We start from the raw sequence: 24,887 nt of genomic DNA on the forward strand, positions 1-24,887 counted from the left end.
GGCGTTCAAATCACGATCTCGAACTAGACTCTTATCTTAGCGATCGTGCGATCGCGTACATTCTCAGTGATCGCGCGATCGCAATCATTAATATTTGTGCGATTGGGTTTCTTTCCTTAACCGAACCTACACCTCGATCTTTCCAAACTTTTATGATCTGGCGAAAAATATAGCGCGAAGCGCTCTTGCAATAGGCAATCAAGCGGCCCGGCAACAGCAGACTATGAAAGCGGTGCGACCCCCTAAAGGGTTCGTTAGTTGCGTGATTGTCGGGGAACCCGCCCAACGGCAGTCACTCATGGGGGAAACCCGCGCGCCCCCTTGCTGCTTCACCAACGCACTAACTCACCACCTGCGGGCGAATCGCGCTTGCCTCGCGACTTGCGGTCAGACCCCAGCGAGGTTTCCTCGCTATGGGAACGCTGACCCTAACAGGCGGAATAGTCGCTCTGGAAGTTGGCAATCTTAGGGAACGCGCACGCCTGTGAGGATTCTAGGATTTAGAAATGACAATCATGTATTCGCGTAGTGCTATATATAGCAAAATGTATATCCTGATTCCGGATTAATATACCACAAACGAGTCATTTTGTCAACAGTAAATATGACAATCTACCAACTGTCATACGAGGAAACTCGGAGAGCGACGAAAAAAAGCTATATATAAATTAAGTAATCTCACTGAGTATCTCAGTCAATGAGATACACAACTGGGTTAAAATCAGGGTAAATAAATAAACAAGCTGAAGTGATAAGATCAGATAAGTTTTCTCTATCACTAGAAGGTTAACTTTAGCAACGCATCTGAATTTTTAAAAGAAACAAGAGGCTCGAAGTTTGAGCGCAGACCTCTACAATCTTTTCAACGTTTGAACCCTTAAAAAGCGATAATAATTAAGGGTTTCTGGGTCATCTTGATTCTTAAAACTCAATAACAAGAGGCTAGATTTGTGTTAAATTTTGCCTAAAATTAAGTTTAAGTATTCAGAGGAAATCCTTTCACAGGTTTCTCAAAAACTAGCGATTTTCTAGATTATTTAGCTCAAGTCGATGAAGTGATTTTCAGTTACTTTTCGTCTAGAAACTCGGCTGAATTTATGCTGCAAAGCAACAAATTGATTGGGAAAAATCAACCTCATTAGAGGTGACATTTCTCTGTGCAAAAAATTAATCCTCCTAAAGTTTTCCGTAATTTTTCTAAATAGGCAAAAATGAACCCAACAAAAACAGAGATTCTGGTTGTTATTGATGCTCAAGTCGAAGACGCAAAAAAGCTGTTTGAAGGCGTTGTAACCGGAACAAAAACAATAGTTATCGACCCGACTAAAGACGGGGTTGAACAGATTACAGAAGCAATCAAAGAAAATAGCAATATTTCCGAAATTCAGATCATTTCTCACGGTTCACCCGGCTGTTTACAACTGGGTAATAGCGAACTGAGTCTTGAGACGTTAAACCGCTACGCCAACTCCCTAAAAACTTGGTCCCTCAGCAGTTTATTACTCTACGGTTGTAACGTTGCAGCCGGAGACGCCGGGGTTGAATTTATCGAAAAACTCCGTGAAATTACCGGAGCAAAAATAGCCGCTTCAGCCAATAAAACAGGTCATTCTGCTTTGGGAGGAGACTGGAATTTAGAAGTTAAAACCGAAGAATTTGAAGTCTCTTTAGCTCTGAGTTTAGACGCGATCGCCAACTACAACTTTACCTTCCCTCGCCCCATTGAAATCAGAAATGAGGATATAGGAAATCTTCAAGTATCTGAAGAATCCGAGCTTGAAGTTAATCAAGATGGACAATCATTGACTTATACCTTTGGGCAGGGTGAGAACAAAGAAATTTTCAGCTTTTTAGACTCGGAAAGTAATCAAGAATTTGAGCCGGTCATTAGCATTAGCACATTTAAGTTGAGACGGGTTAATAACAATCAAGTTACAGGTAAGCAACAAATCATCTGGTACGAAACAACGCCTGATAGCACCAATACAGAGATTAAATTAGCTCCGAATCTTGCCACGGGCACCGGCGATCAAGAAGCGATGGAAGTTGCTTTGAGTAGTGACTTGATTAACCGAGGTACGGATAATATTTTCGCTAATACTGGCAACAATCAAGGAATGGTCAACAACATAGAACGAGTTGACTATATTCAGTCAGGAAACGGTTTAGATGTTCCCCAAACCGATCTAGATGATATTGGTGTTGTGATCATGGAACGGGGAGGAAATGATGCTTTCTTCATAGCAGCTATTACCGAACTTGATGACAATGACGACCCCAGTGCCTTCGGGAGCTTAGTCAAGGTTGGAAGGAATGATTGGGGCAAATCTGACGATGCCCAGTATACCTTCAAAGTTCTGCGTCAAGAGGAAAACGGAGACGAGATTATCTCCTCACAGCCCCGCAACAACAACTCACAACCCATCGGAGGCGTTTTTATCAGCTACGAAGATTTGTTAGGTGAGAATCCTGATATTAATCAATTCTTTGGGTATGCTCTGTTTTCACCGGATATTGATGAACAAAGAGCAAATTCTGACCCAAACTACTTGGTTGATTGGAGTAATTTTCCCCTAAATACCCGTGATGGTAACAACGAGGAGACAGGAGGTTTGGACTTAGTAGGAGGAGGTTTTATCTATCAACGGGCAGATCTGAACCTTCCTCCTGATGCGGTTGATGATACCGCTACAACACAGGTAAATACATCAGTTCCTATTGCCGTTTTAAGCAATGATCGCGACCCGGAAAACGACCCGTTAAACATTACAACTTTTGACGTAAATTCAGCTAATGGTGGAACAGTTGCACCTTCAGCTAATGGTCAGTTAATTTATACTCCTGCTGACGGTTTCACGGGAACAGATACCTTTACCTACACGTTAAATGATGGTAATGGGGGAACCGATACAGCAACAGTTACAGTAACAGTTGACACCCGTCCCAATACCAATCCTGATGCGGTTGATGATACTCTGATAACAGGTTTCAATACACCCGTTACTATTAACGTTCTCGGTAACGATACCGACCCGGAAAACGACCCGTTAAACATTACAACTTTTGACGAAAATTCAGCTAATGGTGGAACAGTTGCACCTTCAGCTAATGGTCAGTTAATTTATACTCCTGCTGACGGTTTCACGGGAACAGATACCTTTACCTACACGTTAAATGATGGTAATGGGGGAACCGATACAGCAACAGTTACAGTAACAGTTGACACCCGTCCCAATACCAATCCTGATGCGGTTGATGATACTCTGATAACAGGTTTCAATACACCCGTTACTATTAACGTTCTCGGTAACGATACCGACCCGGAAAACGACCCGTTAAACATTACAACTTTTGACGAAAATTCAGCTAATGGTGGAACAGTTTCACCTTCAGCTAATGGTCAGTTAATTTATACTCCTGCTGAGAATTTCACGGGAACAGATACCTTTACCTACACCATTAATGATGGTAATGGGGGAACCGATACAGCAACAGTTACGGTAACAGTTGACACCCGTCCAAATACCAATCCTGATGCGGTTGATGATACTCTAACAACAGGTTTCAATACACCCGTTACTATTAACGTTCTCGGTAACGATACCGACCCGGAAAACGACCCGTTAAACATTACAACTTTTGACGAAAATTCAGCTAATGGCGGAACAGTTTCACCTTCAGCTAATGGTCAGTTAATTTATACTCCTGCTGACGGTTTCACGGGAACAGATACCTTTACCTACACCATTAATGATGGTAATGGGGGAACCGATACAGCAACAGTTACAGTAACAGTTGACACCCGTCCAAATACCAATCCTGATGCGGTTGATGATACTCTAACAACAGGTTTCAATACACCCGTTACTATTAACGTTCTCGGTAACGATACCGACCCGGAAAACGACCCGTTAAACATTACAACTTTTGACGAAAATTCAGCTAATGGCGGAACAGTTTCACCTTCAGCTAATGGTCAGTTAATTTATACTCCTGCTGAGAATTTCACGGGAACAGATACCTTTACCTACACCATCAATGATGGTAATGGGGGAACCGATACAGCAACAGTTACAGTAACAGTTGACACCCGTCCAAATACCAATCCTGATGCGGTTGATGATACTCTAACAACAGGTTTCAATACACCCGTTACTATTAACGTTCTCGGTAACGATACCGACCCGGAAAACGACCCGTTAAACATTACAACTTTTGACGAAAATTCAGCTAATGGCGGAACAGTTTCACCTTCAGCTAATGGTCAGTTAATTTATACTCCTGCTGAGAATTTCACGGGAACAGATACCTTTACCTACACCATCAATGATGGTAATGGGGGAACCGATACAGCAACAGTTACAGTAACAGTTGACACCCGTCCAAATACCAATCCTGATGCGGTTGATGATACTCTAACAACAGGTTTCAATACACCCGTTACTATTAACGTTCTCGGTAACGATACCGACCCGGAAAACGACCCGTTAAACATTACAACTTTTGACGTAAATTCAGCTAATGGTGGAACAGTTGCACCTTCAGCTAATGGTCAGTTAATTTATACTCCTGCTGAGAATTTCACGGGAACAGATACCTTTACCTACACCATTAATGATGGTAATGGGGGAACGGATACAGCAACAGTTACAGTAACAGTTGACACCCGTCCAAATACCAATCCTGATGCGGTTGATGATACTCTGATAACAGGTTTCAATACACCCGTTACTATTAACGTTCTCGGTAACGATACCGACCCGGAAAACGACCCGTTAAACATTACAACTTTTGACGAAAATTCAGCTAATGGGGGAACAGTTTCACCTTCAGCTAATGGTCAGTTAATTTATACTCCTGCTGAGAATTTCACGGGAACAGATACCTTTACCTACACGTTAAATGATGGTAATGGGGGAACCGATACAGCAACAGTTACGGTAACAGTTGAAGAACCTGTAAATACGAATCCCGACGCGGTTGATGACGAGCGCTCAATTCGTTCTAATACAGCAATTATTATCAACGTTGTTGGTAACGATAGCGACCCGGAAAACGACCCCTTAAATATTAGCAACTTTGAGGAAAATTCGGCTAACGGTGGAACGATAACTCGTTCAGCAAGCGGTCGAGCGTTAGTCTATACACCTGCGGCGAATTTCACCGGAACAGATACCTTTACCTACACGGTAAATGATGGTAATGGGGGAACGGATACAGCAACAGTTACCATTAACGTTGAAACCGATCAAACCTTGCTCGCCGCCAACGACACCGCCACCACCGACCAAAATACCAATGTTACAATCAACGTTTTAGCTAATGACATTGACCCGGAAAATGATCCGTTAGAGATTAACACCTTTGACGAAAATTCAGCTTCGGGCGGAACAATTTCTCGCTCAGAAAATGGTGAAGCATTAGTTTATACACCGGCTCCCGGTTTCTCAGGAACAGATACCTTTACCTACGAAGCCACAGACGGGACCAATACCGATATCGCGACTGTTACCGTTACCGTTAACCCCGCAACCAACACCGAACCCTCAGCCATTGATGACGAGCGCCGGACTGAGGTGAATACAGCAGTTACCGTCAACGTTCTCACCAACGATACAGACCCGGAAAACGACCCGTTAACCATTGAAAATTTTGATGAAACTTCAGCCAACGGGGGTATTATCGAGCCTTCCGAAGAGGGTCAGGCGTTAGTTTATACACCCCCTCAAGGGTTTGTAGGAACAGACACCTTTACCTACACCATTAATGATGGTCAGGGCGGAACCGATACGGCGACAGTTACTATTAACGTCACCGACGAACAACTCAAACCCGAAGCGGTTGACGACCGAGCCACGACCCAACAGAATGCAGAAGTTAGTATCAATGTTGTGGCTAACGATCTTGACCCGGAAAACGATCCGTTAAATATTAATTCCTTCGATCAAACTTCCGCCAACGGAGGAACAGTTGCGGCTTCTGAAGACGGTCAATCTTTAGTTTATACCCCCGCTTCCGGTTTTATCGGTGTTGATACCTTTGTCTATCAAGTTACCGATGGAACAAATACCGATATCGCCACCGTTACCGTTAACGTTGAAGCCGCCAACGAGGTGGAAAACCAACCCCCCACAGCCACCGACGAAAACGTTAACACACCCTTTCAAACTCCTGTTACCTTTAATCTGAGTGATAATGTTAGCGATCCGGATGGAAACATAGACCTGAGTACAATAGACTTCGATTTGACAACGCCAGAAATTAATCGTCAGCTAACATTATCTCAGGGAACATTAACCGTAAATAATCAAGGTCAAGCCACCTTTACACCCGTTGGCGGTTTTACCGGAGTTGTCAGCATTCCTTATACTGTAGCCGATGACTTGGGAGCAACTTCCCAACCCGCCAATATTTCCATTACAGTTAACCCCGACTCCAACCAACCCCCCACAGCCGAGGACGTTGAAAATACATCCATTCTCAACAGTAGCGCTGCAATTCCTCTACCCTTATCTGCGGCGAACTTTGGCGACCCCGATGGTACAGTAGAACGGATTAACTTGACATTACCCGACTCCGGACAAGGTACACTGTTGCTTGATGGTGTGGCGGTAACAGACCCCGCTCGGGTTCAACGGTTAACCCCAGATCAACTCGATAACCTCAGCTTCCGACCCAATTCTCAATTTGTCGGGAACGTCACCTTTACTTACACCGTGACAGACGATGATGGTGCTAATTCTAACCTGGCTAATATTACCATTCCCGTTAGCGCCTTCTCCGCTCCCACCATTCCCCCAACTCCCTCTATTCCGTCAATTCCCTCTGAACCTTCCGAACCCCCCGCTAATTTACCGCCTGTCGTCGAAGATCAAAGCAAGACCGTTCCCAATGACGGAAATCGTTTTCCGGTCCCCCCGTTAAAAGGGAATGACCGAGATGGTCGGGTTAATTTCTACACCATCACCGAATTACCCCCGAATGGTACTCTGTTTCTCAATGACGAAGAAATCACCAGCTTAGAGCAAGTTCGGCGCCTAACCCCCTCTCAAGCCGAACAACTCACCTTTGAACCCAATCCGAATTTTACAGGAGAAATTCGCTTTTCTTATACCGCCACCGATGATGACGACGCCGTTTCTAACGTGGGGACTGTACGCCTGACGCTGGAAGATGACGGTTCAATTCCTCGGGGTGAACCCATTGATGATGGCGGTTGTGACTGTCCTCCTTTACCCGAGTTTGGTACTGTTCCCCTACCCGAACCTTTAGGCTTGACTCCCAGTGCGTTTAATGCCTTCGATAACGTTATTGATGGCAGTGATAACGCTGATGATATCGTAGCCGGTTCCCTCGGTAGCGATGTTGTCTTTGCGTTTGGCGGAGACGATAGTATTGAAGCCTTTGAGGGCAATGATACGGTTTTTGGTGGTATTGGTAATGATCTGACCTTTGGCGACCAGGGTAACGATTCTCTGTTGGGTGGTGATGGTAATGACACGCTGATCGGCAGTAACGGCGGTAACGGCTTGGCCGCGTCGTCGGCTGTTGAGGAGAATGATACTATTCACGGCCACCGCAACGATGATTTACTCCAAGGTGGCCCCGGTGATGACCTGATGTATAGCGGTCAAGAGGATGACTTCTCCTACGGTGGAAAGGGTAATGATATTGTCTGGGGGGATTTGGGTAATGATACCCTGCACGGCGATGAAGGTAATGACACCTTAGTGGGTGATACCGTTGATGAAAGCGAGATCGAACCCGAACGCGGTCTGAGTGGGATGATTGATTTGGTCTGGGGGGGTGCCGGTGATGATTTCATCAATGGCGGTCGCAGTAATGATACCCTCAGCGGTGGGGTTGGAAATGATACCGTTCGCGGCGGTAAGGAAGATGATCTCATCTACGGTGAAGCCGGTTCGGACCTGATGTACGGAGATTTGGGCAATGACCAACTCTGCGGCGGTGACGGCAACGATAGCCTTTATGGTGATATTGATAACCAGGAAAGTATCGGTGATGCTCCCGGACGAGATACCATCTGTGGCGGTAACGGTAATGATATCCTGTTTGGGAATGAAGATCAAGATCGCCTCTGCGGGGGAACTGATAATGATACCCTTTATGGTGGGTTAGCTGAGGATACTCTAGCGGGTGAACAGGGTGATGATTGGTTGTTTGGCGATCAAGGTGATGACTTGATTTCTGGCGGAAGTGGTGCCGATCGCTTTATTCTATTGTCAGGTAGCGGTACGGACACTATTCAAGATTTCCAACTCGGTACTGATTTTATCGCTTTGGGTGGGGGTTTAAGCTTTGATGGGTTAACTCTGTCTCAAAGTGGTACTTCCACCGTTATCAGTCTCGACGGTCAAGAGTTGGCTATTCTCAATCAGATCCAGGTGAGTTCAATCACTGAAAGTAGCTTTACGACTTTTGCTGGCTAATCTGTTATCCTGACAACAGCGCGATCGCGAACGTTGGTTATAATGACTAATTCATAGCGATCGCTGCGCCTTTGAATTTGATCAGAAGACTAAAGTATGACTTTGAACTTTGGGTATTTGATTACAGTACCCTAGTTCTTTTGCTCAAAAAATTAGAAGAATTCCTTTGAAAATTCAGCTTTTCAAGCCTATTACAAAATTCTCAAGATATGTTGCAAATAACGATTGATTTAGAGTGATAAAAGTTATTCTCTATTTATCGATTAAATTATTAAATTTTTCTTTATTTAAACTTCTCAACAAACCCAGATACAACTTTCATAAAAGTAGCATTTTGTCAAGGGTTAATATGACAGTTTATCAACTGTTATAAATCAAAACGTGAAAAATAACCAGGAGTAGTTATATCTATAAGTGATCTTACTGAGACGATCAGTAAAATCGATCTAATCCTTAACAACAGTCATAGGGGAGTGGTATAAATGAATAAATTTCAGTTGCTAGATCAGAAATTTTTTCTTTATTAAGTAGAAACTCAAAGGCTATGAATATCTAGAAATCTAGATTCTATTGCTATTTTAATGGACAAGTTCAGGATTTGACCGTTCCCCATAATATTCTACTTCTGTCTGTGAGGTGGAAAGTTTCCACATAATTAAAAAATCCTCCGAAACTTTGGAAGGATTATCAGTTTGTAATGTAATTTTTCTTAAACCCACTGAAATGATGTCTTCTAATTCAGGCTCTACTCAAACTTTCTCTCCTACTCTTTCTCGTTCACTTTTGCAAGACCAGGCACAAGTTAAAAACTCTACAGAAACTTGTTTTTCTCTTGCTTATCGTTCCTCAAAAACCCAGCTTCTTGTTATTATTGATGCTCACGTAGAAGACGCACAAAAGTTACTCAGAGGCGTTGTATCAGGAGCTAAAGTCATCGTTCTAGATGCGACTCAAGACGGAGTTCAGCAAATTAGCCAAGCTCTGCGAGAATATACAGATATTTCGGAAATTCATCTTATTTCTCATGGTAGTCCTGGCTGTTTACAACTGGGTAATACCCAACTCAGTTTAGATACGCTACAACATTACGCCAACACCCTAAAAACTTGGTCAGTCCCGCATTTAATTCTCTACGGTTGTCATGTCGCCGCAGGAGATGCAGGTGTTGAGTTTATTGAAAAACTCCATCAATTCACAGGTGCTAAAATCGCCGCTTCTGCAAACAAAACGGGTTATTCAGATTTAGGTGGAGATTGGAACCTAGAAGTCAAAACCGATGAATTTGAAGTCTCTTTAGCACTCACTTCAGAAGCGATCGCCAATTATGATTCTACTTTTGCTCTTCCCATTGTTAGTCTAATAACAGAGGAGCAAAATGCCGAAGAAAGTACAATTGTCAATCAAGGAATCACCTATAATTTTGGGCAGGGTAGCAATCTAGAAGTCACTAGCTTTGAGACAGAGGGCGGTGTCGAATTTTTATCAGCAGGTATACTGAACGACTTTGAATTAAGACGGGTCGATCAAAATCAAGATCCAGACGCCGAACCTGACAGACGCCAAATTATTTGGTACGAACTAGCCCCCAATAGCACTAACACAAACGTTAACTTAGCCCCCGAGCTAGCCGTACCTACCATTAACGGTCCGGCGATGGAAACGGCTTTGTTTAGTGAATTTATTAACCGGGGTACAGATAATATTTTCGCAAATCAAGGCAATCAGGATGGAAATGTCAATAATATTGAACGGGTTGACTATATTTCTACATCGGGTTTACCGTTTCCTCAAAATCAAGAGGATCTAGATGGTATTGGTTTCCTTATTTTAGAGCGGGGAGGTAATGATCCGTTCAAAATAGCAGCGATTACTGCCATTGACGAGCAAGGGAATCCGACTGCATATGGGGATTTGCGCTCTTTTCCCAATGACGCTGATTGGGGTATATCTGATACTGGATTTAGAGTGGTCGTTCTGCGTCAAGAAGAAGGTGAAGAAGATCTTGCCCCGACAATAGTACCCCGACTAAATGACCCGGACACCAACATTCAAAATATTGCGGGTATTTTTGTTAGCTACGAAGATTTATTGGGTGCTAATCCTACGAGTGAGGCGTTTTTTGGGTATTCTCTGTTTCCGCCGGATATTGACGGAACAAACGACTTAGTGGGACTGAGTGACTTTCCTCTGGACACCTCCGATCAACAAGGCGATGAGGCTCGGCGAGGAGGTCTAGATTTGGTGGGAGGGGGTGTTGTTTATCGAGCATCGGGGGTTAATGTTCCCCCGGAAGCTGCCGATGACACCGCAACAATAAATCCGGGAGAGACAGAAGTTTCTATTCCGGTTTTAGATAATGACATTGACCGCGATGATGGCCCAGATCCATTAAGTATTGTTTCTGGTGATATTACAACTCCACCTAATGGTACTGTGGTTCTCAATGATCAGGGTACACCCGACACAACTGATGATGTCATCGACTATACGCCCAATCCAGGATTTAGTGGCACTGATACTTTTGAATACACCATTACTGATGGTGCTGATACTGCCACCGCAACAGTCACAGTTACCGTTAATGCTGTACCCAACGAACCTCCAATTGCGGTAGATGATCCGGCTACAACCGATGCCGCAACACTTGTTTCTATCGATGTTCTGGCTAACGACTCAGATCCAGACAACAGCCCTAACCCATTAAGTATTGCTGATATTACAGATCCAGCTAATGGTACTGCGGTTCTCAATAATAACGGTACACCCGATGACCCGACCGATGATTTAGTTGACTATACACCCAATGCAGGATTTAGTGGCACTGAGACTTTTGACTACATCATTACTGATGGTGAGGATACCGATACAGCAACGGTTACAGTTACCGTTAATCCTCCACCTTCCCAACCCGTAAACGGTACAATCTTTATCGACACCAACATCAATAATACCCTTGACCCCGATGAGGGATTGGCTAATATTACTGTTAACTTAGTTGATGGTGATGGCAATGTTGTTACTACCGTTGTTACCGATGCTGATGGAAGCTACCAATTTGATGATGTTGTTCCGGGTGACTATACCGTTGAAGTTGATACTGAAGACCCAGATCTTCCTGAAGGCGCAACCCTAGAAACAGCTAGCACTCCCGTAACTGTTGCTAACCAACCCGTAACAGATATTAACTTTGGGTTCCTCCCCGCTAACGAACCTCCTGTTGCTGGGGACGTCACTGCTGAAACCCGGTTTAACTCTCCAACAGCTCCCTTTCCTCTAGACATTACCGATCCCGATAACAACGAAGATTTAACGACTATTGACCTTGATCCTACAACTCCAGAATTTGAGACAACTCGGACAATTCCAGAACAAGGAACATTTACAGTTGAAATTGTTGATAACGAACCTCTTGTTACCTTTACACCCGCCCAAGGATTTTTAGGTTCAGCAAACCCCGTTGTTATCAACTACACCGTCCAAGATACTCGGGGTGAAATTTCAGAACCTGCGGGTACAATTTCAGTTACCGTTAACCCCAATCAACCCCCTGTTGCCAACACTGTTCAAAGTGACCAGATTTTAAATGTCAGCTCGATTCCTTTACCTCTGTCTCCAGCAGACTTCAACGATCCTGACGGTACGGTAGAGATTGTCAGCCTAACACTACCCCCTTCTGAACAAGGATTTTTGTTGTTGGATGGTATAGCGGTTACAGACGCAACTCAGGTACAGAATTTAACTCCCGATCAACTTGAGAACCTGACGTTCCAGCCAAATCTGAGTTTTAGCGGAAATACTGTTTTCACCTATACCGTTACTGACAATGATCAGGCAATCTCTGATGTTGCAAATATAACCATTCCGGTTATTCCCTTATCTGTTCCTAGTTTTCCCCAAAATCCCGATCCGATTACAAATTTACCGCCAGAAGCACAGGATAAAACTGAAACCATTATCAATGATGGTACAACTGCTGAGATCCCTCAGTTAACGGCAACCGATCCTGACGGTACTGTTGAATCCTTTAATATCGTTGAACTCCCCTCGAATGGAACTCTGTTCCTCAATGGTGAAGAAGTTACTGACCTCGATCAAGTTCAAAATCTAACCCCCGAACAAGCAGGATTACTCAGCTTTCAACCTGATCCGAACTTTATTGGCGAAACTAGCTTTACGTTCACAGCAACAGATAATGAGGGTGCGCTTTCTAATGTAGGAACGGTACAGTTTATCGTTGAAGAAGATGCGGTCTTTCCGCCCAATGAACCCGTTGATGATGGCGGTTGTGACTGTCCGACTCTACCTGAATTTGGTGCGATTGATCTCCCAGACCGTCCTGATGCGGTTCCCAATCCTTCAGACATCGATCAGCCGATTATCGGTTCGGATGCGGATGAAATTTTCCGAGGAACCGTGGTCGATGACACGCTTTTTCCTGTCAGTGAAAATGCTGTGATTGTTGGCTTTGAGGGGAATGATACGGTTTTTGGAAGTGATAGCGATCAACTAATTTTTGGGGATCAGGGAAATGATTCTCTATTTGGAGAATTGGGTAACGACACGATTATCGGTACCGATGGTTCTGGTATTTCCGTTGGAGATGTCATTGAACAAGATATTATTTATGGCAACGAGGGTAACGATTTACTTCAAGGTGGCCCTGGAAATGACACGATCTTCAGTGGAGAACAAGATGATTTCACTTACGGGGGTCAAGATCGGGATATCATCTTGGGAGATTTAGGTAATGATACCCTTTACGGCGATCAGGGTGATGACTCGATGTTGGGTGACACGGTTGATGAAGATGAGATTGAGCCTCAACGAGGTGTGAATGGGGTAATTGATTTGATGTGGGGGGGTGCAGGTGATGACTCAATGAATGGGGGTCGCGGTAATGATACCCTCAGTGGAGGTGTTGGAAATGATGACGTTCGTGGGGGGAAAGAAGACGATCTCGTTTACGGTGAAGTCGGTTCGGACCTGCTTTACGGCGATTTAGGCAATGACGAGGTTTGTGGGGATGAGGGTAATGATACTCTGTTTGGGGATATCAACGACAATGAAACGTTTAGTGATACTCCGGGAGAAGATACGCTGTGTGGCGGAAGTGGCAATGATCTCCTCTATGGAAATCAAGACCAAGATCGCCTCTGTGGGGGAACCGATAACGATACTCTCTATGGCGGTTTAGGAGAAGATACGCTTTACGGAGAACAGGGGGACGACTGGCTTGTTGGCGATGAAGCTGAGGATCTACTATTTGGAGGAAGTGGCCGCGATCGCTTTGTCCTGTTCTCTGGCGAGGGAACGGATACGATTGGTGATTTCCAACTGGGTACTGATTTCATCGCTTTGGGTGGCGGTTTAACTTTTGAGGATTTAACGTTCTCTCAAGATGGCACCTCGACGATTATTAGTCTCGATGATCAACAGTTAGCAATTCTCAATACTGTACAAACGAGTGCTTTAACTGAAAGTAGTTTTACTACATTCGTTAGCTAACCTGCTATCCTAGCAACAGCGATCGCGAACGTTGGTTAGAATAATTGACTCAGAGCGATCGCTGTTTTCCTCTATTTAATATTGACGAGGTATCTGCTTTGACTCGACCTCCTTACTCGCAGAAGCTTGTTTTTTCCTACATCTTTGCGATTATTACGACAATTACATTATTGGTCTGGATTCTCAGAGGTCTAGAGGTCTTGGCTTTTTTACCGGGGGTCGTGATCTGGATACTGCTGATGTTATCGATCACAATAGGAGTTCTCCGCCAGATTAGCCGATAGGAAAAGGCCATGATTGGCTAATCTATCGAGATCTAGATGAAAATTGACCCTTGGCGTTAGTATAGTTACTGGTAATATTGAAATCTATCCTCAGAAGTGAGGTATTATCGCTTAAAATTTAATAATAATTGCTCTTGGGTCAGTCCCGACTATCGGAGGAAAACTTCTTAATCCCTGTTAAACAGAAGACGAATGTACTCTGAGGGATAGAAGCTTGGAAGTTGATCTTCTCCGAAGTTATGAGGTTGGTGTTTGACTCGAGCCAGCAAAAAAACCTAACTTCTGACTCAAATTTGTTTGGGTTTAAATCTGGCAACAAGTTGTAAGCTAGAACCAATAAAGTAATGAAGTCAATAGAACTCATCAATGCCTTCGCTATTTTTGAAAAGGGTTTAGAAGTTCTAAGTATTGGGTGAAACAATGGTTAGGGAATGCTGACCTAGACAACAGTACCCAAGGGCTGAAGTGAAACGGTAGAAGAACTGGGAACGCTAAAAGAGAGTTCCACTTCTGTTGATCAAGGGAAACTGGATTTAATCAGTGATGTCCACGAATCAAGAACAAGAATCTCTAGTTTCTAACGGGGAGAGTTTGTCAAAATTGTGGACTCATTGACCTGATAGTTGTAGTTTCCGGTATAATCAGCTTCTTGAAGCCCATCTTGAAATTGTTTCTGGACTCGCTGAAGTTAGTTCAATGGTTAGATGATCAGTTTTCTGGATCAACGACGAAGGAATGACTCAGCTTTTTAGAGAACAGAAACATTTCTACTTAACTTCGCTATAAAACTCAAACAGGAACCCACAACCGTAGGTTCTAAAAAAACTTGAGTCAACAATTAAGTGTAGTTTTAGAAGAGAAAGGAGAAACAATGACCCAAGTGATCCTGGGTGAAAACGAACAACTCGAATCAGCACTACGTCGCTTTAAGCGTGAAGTTTCAAAAGCGGGTATCTTAGCAGACGTGAGAAAGAAGCGTCATTTTGAAACCCCCCCTGAAAGACGTAAACGCAAAGCCATCGCCAACCAGCGCCAGAGAAGGGCTATGCGTAAAAAGACGACGTTTTAGAGAGATCACGACTAAATTTTTAAGTTTTTTTATCCCCTTGTCATTCTGTTAGAGAAGATGAGGGGCTGTTTGTTGTTTTTCCCTAAAAATCTGGGACTTCGGAGTGATCAACCTCAGAAGAACTCGCCTCAGAAGAACTTGCAGGAGTTGGACTTCCCATTGTTGCGGGTTGAGAGGGTATAGACGCAATAATCGCATCCAACACTTTACCCACGGGGATAATTTGCATTCCTAAATCCGCCGGATTTTGACCTTTGGGAATAATCGCCCGTTTAAACCCTAATTTTGCGGCTTCTCGTAGGCGTAACTCCAACTGAGAAACGGGTCGAACTTGACCTCCTAATCCCACTTCTCCGAGTAAAATTGTCCGAGGGTCAACCATGCGATCGCGAAAACTCGCTACAATGGCGATCGCAATCCCTAAGTCTGCTGCGGGTTCTTCCACTTTCAAGCCTCCGACTGAAGCCACATAAGCATCTAACTTCGACAAAGGAATTCCGACCCGTTTCTCTAAAACCGCTAAAATTTGCAATAAACGACTACTATCAACCCCAGTCGCCGCCCGACGCGCAGACCCAAAACTAGCGGGACTCACCAACGCTTGTAACTCCACGACAATTGGACGAGTCCCTTCCATAGAAACAACGGTAGAAGTTCCGGGTGCAAATTCTTCTCGATTTCCTAAGAATAATTCCGAGGGATTAAGAACTTCCATTAAACCATCGGCGACCATTTCAAAAACCCCGATTTCGTGAGTCGCCCCAAAGCGATTTTTCATGGAACGGAGTAACCGATGAGAGGCAAATCTATCCCCCTCAAAATACAAGACTGTATCCACTAAATGTTCTAAAACTCTCGGCCCTGCTAAAGCCCCATCTTTAGTCACATGACCAACAACAAATAAGGTAATATTCTCTCGTTTGGCAACTTGCATTAAAGCCGAAGTACATTCTCGGACTTGAGCAACAGAACCGGGCGCAGAAGTTAAACTTGAAAAGAATATTGTTTGAATACTATCAATAATCGCTAATTGAGGTTGAAGAGATTCTAATTCTCTCAAAATCATTTCTAAATCGGTTTCAGGAAGAAGATATAATTCTGGCTCTGTTTCTTCTACGTTCTCAGGAGATGAATGACCATTACTTCCATTTGTTTTTTCAGTTTTTTCAGGCTGAGAAGATGGTGTTTTGGGTTTTTGAGATTTTAATTCTTCTGTAAACGGATCACCTTCACGATCAGGGTTTTGCAAAGAAGATTCTTGTGGTTTTGAGTCGCCATTGTGAAAGTCTACATCTTCAGGTTTTGGCCCAACTCCCAAACGTTGCGATCGCAATTTTACCTGTTGTCCAGATTCTTCGGCAGAAACATACAAAACCCGAGTTCTTTGAGACAGAGTATTCGCCACCTGTAACAGTAAAGTTGACTTTCCAATTCCCGGTTCTCCCCCAATTAAAACCAAAGAACCCGGTACAATCCCTCCCCCTAAAACCCGATCAAGTTCTCCATACCCGGAAGACATTCTAGACTGGGTTTGATCGGCGATTTGAGAGAGTTTAAAAGAAGATCGAGGTTGTCCTTTCGAGGGCGAATCAACCCGGGAGGCATCTTTTTCTTCCTTTAAGGTACTCCAACTAAATCGCTGTAGAGAAGGTGAGGTTTGGGTTTCAATTTGTTCTTCTAAAGAGTTCCAAGCGTGACAACTCGGACATCTGCCAAAATATTGAGGAAACTCGGCTCCACATTCGTGACAAACATATTGAATTCGCTGCTTTGGCATTGCTTAAAATCAATTGATGTAGACAGGTTGAACGTTCAAGTTTAGAATGGACTCGATCTTCACAAAATCGCAAATCAATCAGACCGGGGCTATTTGTGATTCCCATTCATCGAGACTGAACAGCAATAACTCATGCTCAACGCTGAGTTCAAGGATAAAAAAAATCTAAAATTCTCGTCGCTTCTAATTTTACCGGGAAATCCCACTCTCTAGTCATTTGTTCCTAGACTACATGAGCAAATGGGATTTGTGCTAGCCGTATCGTTAAGCTAAGTTACACTGAGAGAATTCTTGCAGGTTCTATTAATGATAGGGTAAAAAAATAAACATATTTGTCAAACAAACTGTGATTACACAACAACCGACTCTGTTGTAGACTTGAGTTTCCGTTTTCCCGGTGAGCAAGTCTGGGTAGGGTTGTATCAAAAAAGTCGCTTAATGTAACAAAGGGATTGGTGAAGTCAATTGGAAAATCATAAAGAAAAAATACTGGTTGTTGATGATGAAGCAAGTATCCGTCGGATTCTAGAGACTCGTCTCTCGATGATTGGTTATGATGTGGTGACGGCCGCTGATGGAGAAGAAGCTTTAGAGACTTTTCGGAAAACAGAACCCGATTTGGTGGTTTTGGATGTGATGATGCCTAAACTAGATGGTTATGGGGTCTGTCAGGAGTTACGAAAAGAATCGGATATTCCCATCATTATGCTAACGGCTTTGGGAGATGTCGCTGATCGGATTACAGGACTTGAATTAGGGGCTGATGATTATGTCGTTAAACCCTTCTCTCCGAAGGAACTAGAGGCGAGAATTCGCTCGGTATTACGTCGGATTGACAAAAATGGGGCTTCTGGGATTCCCAGTTCAGGAGTCATCCAAGTCGCTACAATTAGAATTGACACGAACAAACGTCAAGTCTACAAGGGTGATGAACGGATTCGTCTGACGGGAATGGAATTTAGTCTTTTGGAGTTGTTGGTTAGTCGTTCGGGTGAACCGTTTTCCCGCTCGGAAATTTTACAGGAAGTTTGGGGATATACCCCAGAACGTCATGTTGATACGCGGGTTGTCGATGTTCACATTTCTCGCTTGAGAGCCAAATTAGAAGAAGACCCCAGTAATCCCGAATTGATTCTGACTGCACGGGGTACGGGTTATCTGTTTCAACGTATTATAGAACCAGGAGAAGTCGGATAATCATAGATTGAGCCGCAGTAGGTTTAAGGCATTTCTGGCTCAACTATCGATTAATGGGATTCTTCTGTGTTACTGATCACGCAAAAGATGGCTAAATCTGATCCCAATCGAGTGTTAAGACTTCTGCCGATAGTCGCGGGCGGATTGGGAGGGACGTTGTTGTTGGTGAATCGTATTCTCACCCCGCAAATATTGGACTCACAAGCGCGTTCTGATGCTTTAGGGGTTATTTTGAGTGCTGTCCTGATTTTGACAGGCTTGCTGTGGCAACAAGTTCAACCCAAACCTCCCGATACTGTTGATCTGATTGGGGAAACTGGATTTGAGTTTCAACCGGATTTGTCAGAGGCGGTGAAAACAGAATTGGCTTGGGCAACTCATCTGCTGTTAACAAATACGGTTACTCGGTCAGTTGTTGTTTATTATCAAGGTCAAGTCTTGCTGCGTCGGGGGGTTTTGGGCAAAAATCCCCAAGTTAAACCGGGTGCAATTCTGCAACGAGTTTTAGAAACACAAAAGCCTGTTTATTTGGTGAAACTTGCTCTTTATCCAGGGCAAATTGAGTTTGATTATTTACCTGAAAATACGCAAGGGGTTATTTGTCAACCTTTAGGTGATCAAGGGGTTTTAATCCTGGGGGCGAATGCACCTCGGAGTTATACCCAACAAGATGAAAAATGGGTTGAAGGAATTGCAGATAAGCTGGAAAATACTCTCGGTCAATCCTTGACTAAAAAGTAATTACTGAAATTTTAGGCTTTAATCCCAATGTTAGTTTTATACTGTATTTTGGTTCTCGTGATGCTGGTCGGGATTATCGGTGCGGTTGTTCCAGCGATTCCCGGTTCTAGCTTGATTTTAGGTGCAATTTTAGTTTGGGGTGTGGTGAATGGGTTTACAGAAATCGGTTGGGCGTTAGGAACTGCGGTTGCTGTATTATTATTGAGTGTCGGGGTGGATTTTCTCAGCGCTTATCTCGGCGCCCAACAAGCAGGCGCAAGCCGTTGGGGTCAAATTGGGGCGATAATTGGCTTTATTGTGGGATTTTTTGGGCTTTTACCCGCTTTACCCCTTGGTGGTCCTCTTTTAGGGATAATCGTTGGGCCGTTGTTGGGGGCGATGATTGGTGAGTTTCTCTATCGCAAAGATCTAGAATTTAACGCTAGAATTCAGCTAGCATTTCGAGCCGCTATTGGTATTGTTGTCGGAACGCTTGTGGGGAATCTAATTCAAGGAATTTTAGCGCTGGCTTGTGTTATTGTTTTTTTAGTCACAACCTGGCCGTTCTAACGGTGTTCTCAACACTTGAAGACTTTAACAGGATTAACTTTAGATTAAGTCAAACTTTGTCGTTTCAATGGATATTGTTGTAGAATCAACAGAGGCTTTTAAACAAGACCTCACCGCTTTTAGTGAGTCAGAACAATCAGTCATTCTCGAACAAATTCAGCAAGGTATACCTCGACTTTTTGAAGATCAAACGTTTCACCAAAGACGTCTTCATCAATTTTATACCTTTAATCTTCCTGATCATTCTGCCTCCTCTCTCTATTCTTTTATTGTAAATTATCGAATTCGAGTGGTTCTAACCTGGGATGATGATCCAATTTTTGAACGAACATTAATCACTTTATTTCGAGTCGTTGAGAGTCAAACAATTGCTGAAGTTTATCAACAAGTCGGCGAACAAATTTATCAGCCTATTTTCACCAGTGAAATACTAACCTTAGCCAAGCCAGTCATTACTCATGATTCCTGAAAATAATCCTCCCTCGATTATTGATAACTTGGGAATAATTCGTCGAGCGTTTCAGGTTTTACCCGATGAACTGAGGTTGCGCTTTCTAGCCATTTTAGCTGAACTGGAAAATCCCGACTGTTATCAGAAAAAACGTTTTCCTCAAGCCAACTTAAAGCGAGTTTTAGGAACTCAACTCCCGCTTTATACAGCTAATATTGATACACGGGGAGACTGGAAACTCTATCTTTATTATGCGGAGGGAACACTCTATCTCAAGGAACTGACCTGTTCTCAAAAAACTCCATCTTCAGATTCTTTATCTGAGATCATAGAATTGAATGAGTTTTAGTTTCTGTTTCTATTGGGTTATCTCTACTCTGTCTATTAATTCTTCTAAAAGTGTAGCCATAGGCAAAAGACAGAAAGAAGGTTAAGGATGAGAAAGTCCAGTTTTCCATTCTCCCTGAAACACAAACGCCGCCCAAAAATAGGGAGAATTATAGTGATCAGATTGAAGCATTTCTAACTGAACTTCTCGCATTGCTGTAGCTGGATTTGAACCTGTTTCTAATATTTTTTGATAATAATTTTGCATCAATTCCGAAGTCGAATTATCAGCAACCGCCCACAAACTCACCACAACTCGTTCGGCGCCGGCATACATAAATCCCCTCGTTAAACTCACCAATCCTTCGCCCCGAATATCCTGACCAATTCCGGTTTGACAAGCACTTAATACCACTAAATCAGCCGATAGCGTTAAATTAAAAATATCACTTAATTGTAAAAATCCCGCTTTTTCTGTTCCTTGTTCATCATATAAAGAAAACACCAATCCTGATAATTCTGGTTGGGTTTCATTTAAGAGTCCGTGGGTGGCAAAATGAACGATTTGATATTGAGATAAATTAGAATCCGTTGCAGTTTTTCGGTTAGCATTAAAATCCAGTGCTAATCGTTCTAAATTGTCAGGAACTAACGCTAAAATGGCTTCCGCTTCTTGGCGAGTGTGTTGCAAACGACCAAAAGATTTACCCAGAAAATCCTCTAGAGATTGTCTTAATACGATTGTATTAACATCATTTGTTTCGGTTTTTGTTGATGATGCAATTTGAAAACGGGGGTCATTTTGTTCAAAAACGGGGTCAGCAATAACTACAACTTTTTTTGGGGCGGGTGTTCGTCCTTGAACTTGTTCTCGGAGAATTGCTAAACTGGAAGCGGAAGGTAATGTGATAATTTCATGCTGAACAATTAAGGGTTTGTAACCCCCCTCAGTCCCCCCTAAAAGGAGGGAAGAATTATCACTTTTCTGACTCCCCTCGCCTTCGTTTGAAGTTAGTTTAGCCCCCCTAGCCCCCCAAATTTGGGGGGAACTAATCTTTTCAAATTTCTCTATAATACCCAAATTGTTGGAAGTCATGGACGTAGTTTTCAAGGTTTGGGGGGAATTCATCTTTTCAAAGTCTCCCATCTTTCCAAGTCCCCCATCTATGGAAGCCCCCATTATTGGGGGTTTGGGGGCGGAGGGATTTAGGGGGCGAGAAACAGGGCTAGAAACGGGGCTAGAAATTGGTAACGCCGCAAAGGGAACAGTTTGTAAAATCCCATCCCCAACGATAACTAACCGTTTATTTCCCAACTGATTGATAACCGGAGATAATAAAATTTGACTCAATTTTTCACCCGAGGGCGGAACTACAGCCAGAGATTGAATTTCTTCTAAAAAAGATGTTGCTAACGCTTCAATATCTGAACGTTTGGGGAGTTGATAACTTTTAACCTCCGTTGTACTCACCAACCATAAAAAACTGCGTTCAGTTCCCAACGAATAAACTAATAAAAGCGTTTCATCATCGAGAACTTGTTGTTGAATTTCTGAGGCGGTTAACGGTTCGGGATAGTTTAAATTGGCATATTGGGGACTATTGCGTTTGATTTCAACTTCTAGGTTTTGGAGTTCACGGCGAACCGCTTCAATTTCTTGCTTTAATTCATCAATATTTCGTTCCCCCGGATTGAGTTGTCGAGTTTGGTCTAACGCATTCAGTCGTTGCAATAAACTCTTTTCTCTTGCCAACAATTGCGGGTCAACCCCTTTTTTAATATCCGCCCCCGACTCCGCCAAAATATCTAATAAACTTCTCGCCCGACCCCGTTCGCTGGCGTGTAATGCTTTGGCATCATAACCTTGATTGGGGTTTTGTTGGTGCAACTCCATCAATAAATCAATATAAAATTCATAATAACCATAAACAGTGGCAAAGTAGGTTGTTCGCAGGTCTTGACTAATAATTTTGGTGCGGAGTTCTTCAATAATATTAATGGCTAATTCCATATCGATTAAGGCTTCGGTGAGGTTGCCTTGATTGCGTTTCAGGAGGGCAAAATTATAGAGAGTAGCCGCTTCCCCCGCCTTATCCCCCACCTGTCGCGTTAAAGGAAGGGATTGGTTGAGGTAATCGAGGGCTTGTTGTTTGTCTCCCAAATCATCGTAGACACGGCCAATATTGTTGAGAGTAGTCGCTTCCTGTCTTTTATCACCCACCTGTCGCGATAGAGGAAGAGATTGGTTGTAGAAATCGAGGGCTTGTTGTTTGTCTCCCAAATCATTGTAGACACCGCCAATATTGTTGAGAGTAACCGCTTCCCCCGCTTTATTCCCCACTTGTCGCCTTAGGGAAAGGGATTGGTTGTAGTATTCAAGGGCTTGTTGAGAGTCTCCCAAATCATCGTAGACACTGCCAATATTGTTGAGGGTGGCAGCAACACCTGCTTTAATTCCCACCTGTCGCGTTAGGGAAAGGGATTGGTTGAAGTAATTGAGCGCCCGTTGAGAGTCTCCCAAAGTATAGTAGACACCGCCAATATTGTTGAGGGTGTTAGCTTCCCCCTCTTTATCCCCTACCTGTCGCCTTAAAGGAAGGGATTGGTTGTAGAAGTCGAGGGCTTGCTGTTTGTCTCCCAAAGCATCGTAGACAGCGCCAATATTGTTGAGGGTCGCGGCTTCGAGTGCTTTATTCCCCACTTGTCGCGATAGAGGAAGGGATTGGTTGTAGAAATCGAGCGCAATTTGTTTGTCTCCCAAAGCATCGTAGACAGCGCCAATATTGCTGAGAGTGTTAGCTTCCCCCGCTTTATCCCCCACTTGTCGCGATAGAGGTAGGGATTGGTTGTAGTAATCGAGGGCGGTTTGTCTGTCTCCCAAAGCATTGTAGACAAGGCCAATATTGTTGAGGGTGTTAGCTTCGAGTGCTTTATCCCCCACCTGTTGCCTTAGGGAAAGGGATTGGTTGTAGTAATTGAGTGCCTGTTGAGAGTCCCCTAAAGCATCGTAGACAGCGCCAATATTGCTGAGGATAGTAGCTTCCCCCGCTTTATCCCCCACCTGTCGCCATAGGGGAAGGGATTGGTTGTAGTAATCAAGGGCGGTTTGTTTGTTTCCCAAATCTGAGTAGATTCTGCCCAATCCAAGCAAACTAATAGCTTGTCCTTGCAAGTTTCGGGCTTGCTGATAAAGTTGTAACGCCTTTTCTAAAGCTACAATTGCCTGTTTTTTAGATTCTGCTGTCCCTTGCCCAAAGAGTTCAACTCCCTGGTTATATAATCTTTCGGCTTCTACATTGGGGTCTGTAGAGTTATTTTTTCCGAGACTTCTAATAAGACCAAGAGTTATACCTTCCCCCCTTTGATTCCTCACTTGTCGCCATAGGGGAAGGGATTGGTTGTAGTAATTGAGTGCCTGTTGAGAGTCTCCCAAAGCATCGTAGATTCTACCCAGTCCTAACAAACTAGCAGCTTCTCCTTCTAAATTTCCCGCTTCCCGATAAAGTTGTAGTGCCTTTTCCCAAACTAGAACTGCCTGTTTATAAGATTCTACCGTCCCCTGTCGAAACAGTTCAAACCCCCGATTAAATAATCTTTCAGCTTCTACATTGGGGTCTGTTTGGGCGATGATATCCTCCGCTATTCCTAGAACTTGCACTTCTAATAATCCAGAAATTGAAAATATAACTTTGAACTCGAAAACGTGTTTAGTTGAAACGGCATCAAATTTAAGTAATTCAGGAAGTGGTGTATTCTCAATATTTTCTTTGGCGACTTGAGACAGAGGTTCATATCCAATAATCTCACCTTGACTGTTAACTTTCACCACATAGACTGATTCTTCATTGACCGGAGACCTCCAAGTGGAGTCAATTTGACTATAAAGATATCTTTGTAACTTGATCACACTCGGCTCCAGGGTCGCATAATCGGGATGATTTTCTCCCAGAACTTCTGAAGGTATAGCTTCGTTGGGGTCTGTTTGGGCGATGATATCCTCCGCTATTCCTAGAACTTGCACTTCTAATAATCCAGAAATTGAAAATATAACTTTGAACTCGAAAACGTGTTTAGTTGAAACGGCATCAAATTTAAGTAATTCAGGAAGTGGTGTATTCTCAATATTTTCTTTGGCGACTTGAGACAGAGGTTCATATCCAATAATCTCACCTTGACTGTTAACTTTCACCACATAGACTGATTCTTCATCGACCGGAGACCTCCAAGTGGAGTCAATTTGACTATAAAGACATCTTTGTAACTTGATCACACTCGCCTCCAGGGTCGCATAATCGGGATGATTTTCTCCCAGAACTTCTGAAGGTATAGCTTCGTTGTACTCGCATTGTGAAGAGAGTGGAGTAACATCTTGATCAAGTTGTTCTGCATTGGGGTCAGTTTGGGCGATAACTTCTCCGCGATTAAGGACTGTAGGTAGGGTTAACAGGGGAAAACCCAAGTTCAACAGAAAGATGCTGTTAACGCTGAGAATAGATAGCCACAGTTGGGGTAGACGCATGAATTGGATTTCCTCACC

The 24,887-nt window shown here is 43.4% G+C and carries 10 protein-coding genes; 8 read left to right on the top strand and 2 right to left on the bottom strand.

Features of this window, described 5'->3' with window-relative positions:
* Positions 1-1,211: 1,211 nt before the first annotated feature.
* The 3 genes from L8106_RS32060 (at position 1,212) to rpsU (ending at position 15,308) form a co-directional block, all read left to right on the top strand.
* Positions 1,212-8,450, top strand: coding sequence for an Ig-like domain-containing protein (locus L8106_RS32060; RefSeq protein ID WP_009784120.1), 7,239 nt, complete (start codon positions 1,212-1,214; stop codon positions 8,448-8,450).
* Between the two features lie 726 nt (positions 8,451-9,176).
* Complete coding sequence (locus L8106_RS29520) at positions 9,177-13,955, top strand: DUF4347 domain-containing protein (protein ID WP_050779098.1); 4,779 nt, start codon at positions 9,177-9,179, stop codon at positions 13,953-13,955.
* A 1,155-nt stretch (positions 13,956-15,110) separates the two neighbouring features.
* The gene (gene rpsU / locus L8106_RS09840; RefSeq protein WP_009784122.1) at positions 15,111-15,308 is read left to right on the top strand and encodes a 30S ribosomal protein S21; all 198 of its coding nucleotides are present in this window, start codon (positions 15,111-15,113) and stop codon (positions 15,306-15,308) included.
* 82 nt (positions 15,309-15,390) lie between these two features.
* On the opposite strand, the gene radA is transcribed toward rpsU, so the two are convergent.
* On the bottom strand, positions 15,391-17,085 hold the full coding sequence (gene radA / locus L8106_RS09845) for a DNA repair protein RadA (RefSeq protein WP_009784123.1): 1,695 nt from the start codon (positions 17,083-17,085) through the stop codon (positions 15,391-15,393).
* Between the two features lie 465 nt (positions 17,086-17,550).
* Here radA and rpaB point away from each other — a divergent pair, with 465 nt between their 5' ends.
* The 5 genes from rpaB to L8106_RS09870 all read left to right on the top strand — a co-directional run bounded on the left by rpaB (position 17,551) and on the right by L8106_RS09870 (position 20,372).
* Positions 17,551-18,282 carry a response regulator transcription factor RpaB gene (gene rpaB / locus L8106_RS09850; RefSeq protein ID WP_009784124.1) on the top strand — a complete coding sequence of 244 codons (732 nt, stop codon included), beginning with the start codon at positions 17,551-17,553 and terminating at the stop codon, positions 18,280-18,282.
* An 87-nt stretch (positions 18,283-18,369) separates the two neighbouring features.
* A complete protein-coding gene (locus L8106_RS09855) occupies positions 18,370-19,023 on the top strand; it encodes a cofactor assembly of complex C subunit B (RefSeq protein WP_009784125.1) in 654 nt (217 codons plus the stop codon).
* Positions 19,024-19,050: 27 nt separating this feature from the next.
* A complete protein-coding gene (locus tag L8106_RS09860; protein ID WP_009784126.1) occupies positions 19,051-19,572 on the top strand; it encodes a DUF456 domain-containing protein in 522 nt (173 codons plus the stop codon).
* 67 nt (positions 19,573-19,639) lie between these two features.
* Positions 19,640-20,041, top strand: a complete 402-nt coding sequence (locus tag L8106_RS09865; protein ID WP_009784127.1) for a hypothetical protein — start codon at positions 19,640-19,642, stop codon at positions 20,039-20,041.
* A complete protein-coding gene (locus tag L8106_RS09870) occupies positions 20,031-20,372 on the top strand; it encodes a hypothetical protein (RefSeq protein WP_009784128.1) in 342 nt (113 codons plus the stop codon). Before L8106_RS09865 ends, L8106_RS09870 begins: the two co-directional genes overlap by 11 nt.
* An 81-nt stretch (positions 20,373-20,453) precedes the next feature.
* On the opposite strand, the gene L8106_RS33575 is transcribed toward L8106_RS09870, so the two are convergent.
* Positions 20,454-24,869 (bottom strand): CHAT domain-containing tetratricopeptide repeat protein, encoded by a 4,416-nt coding sequence (locus L8106_RS33575; protein ID WP_009784129.1) that lies wholly within the window; start codon positions 24,867-24,869, stop codon positions 20,454-20,456.
* Between the last annotated feature and the right edge of the window lie 18 nt (positions 24,870-24,887).

Source organism: Lyngbya sp. PCC 8106, from assembly GCF_000169095.1.
Taxonomy (GTDB): Bacteria; Cyanobacteriota; Cyanobacteriia; order Cyanobacteriales; family Microcoleaceae; genus Capilliphycus.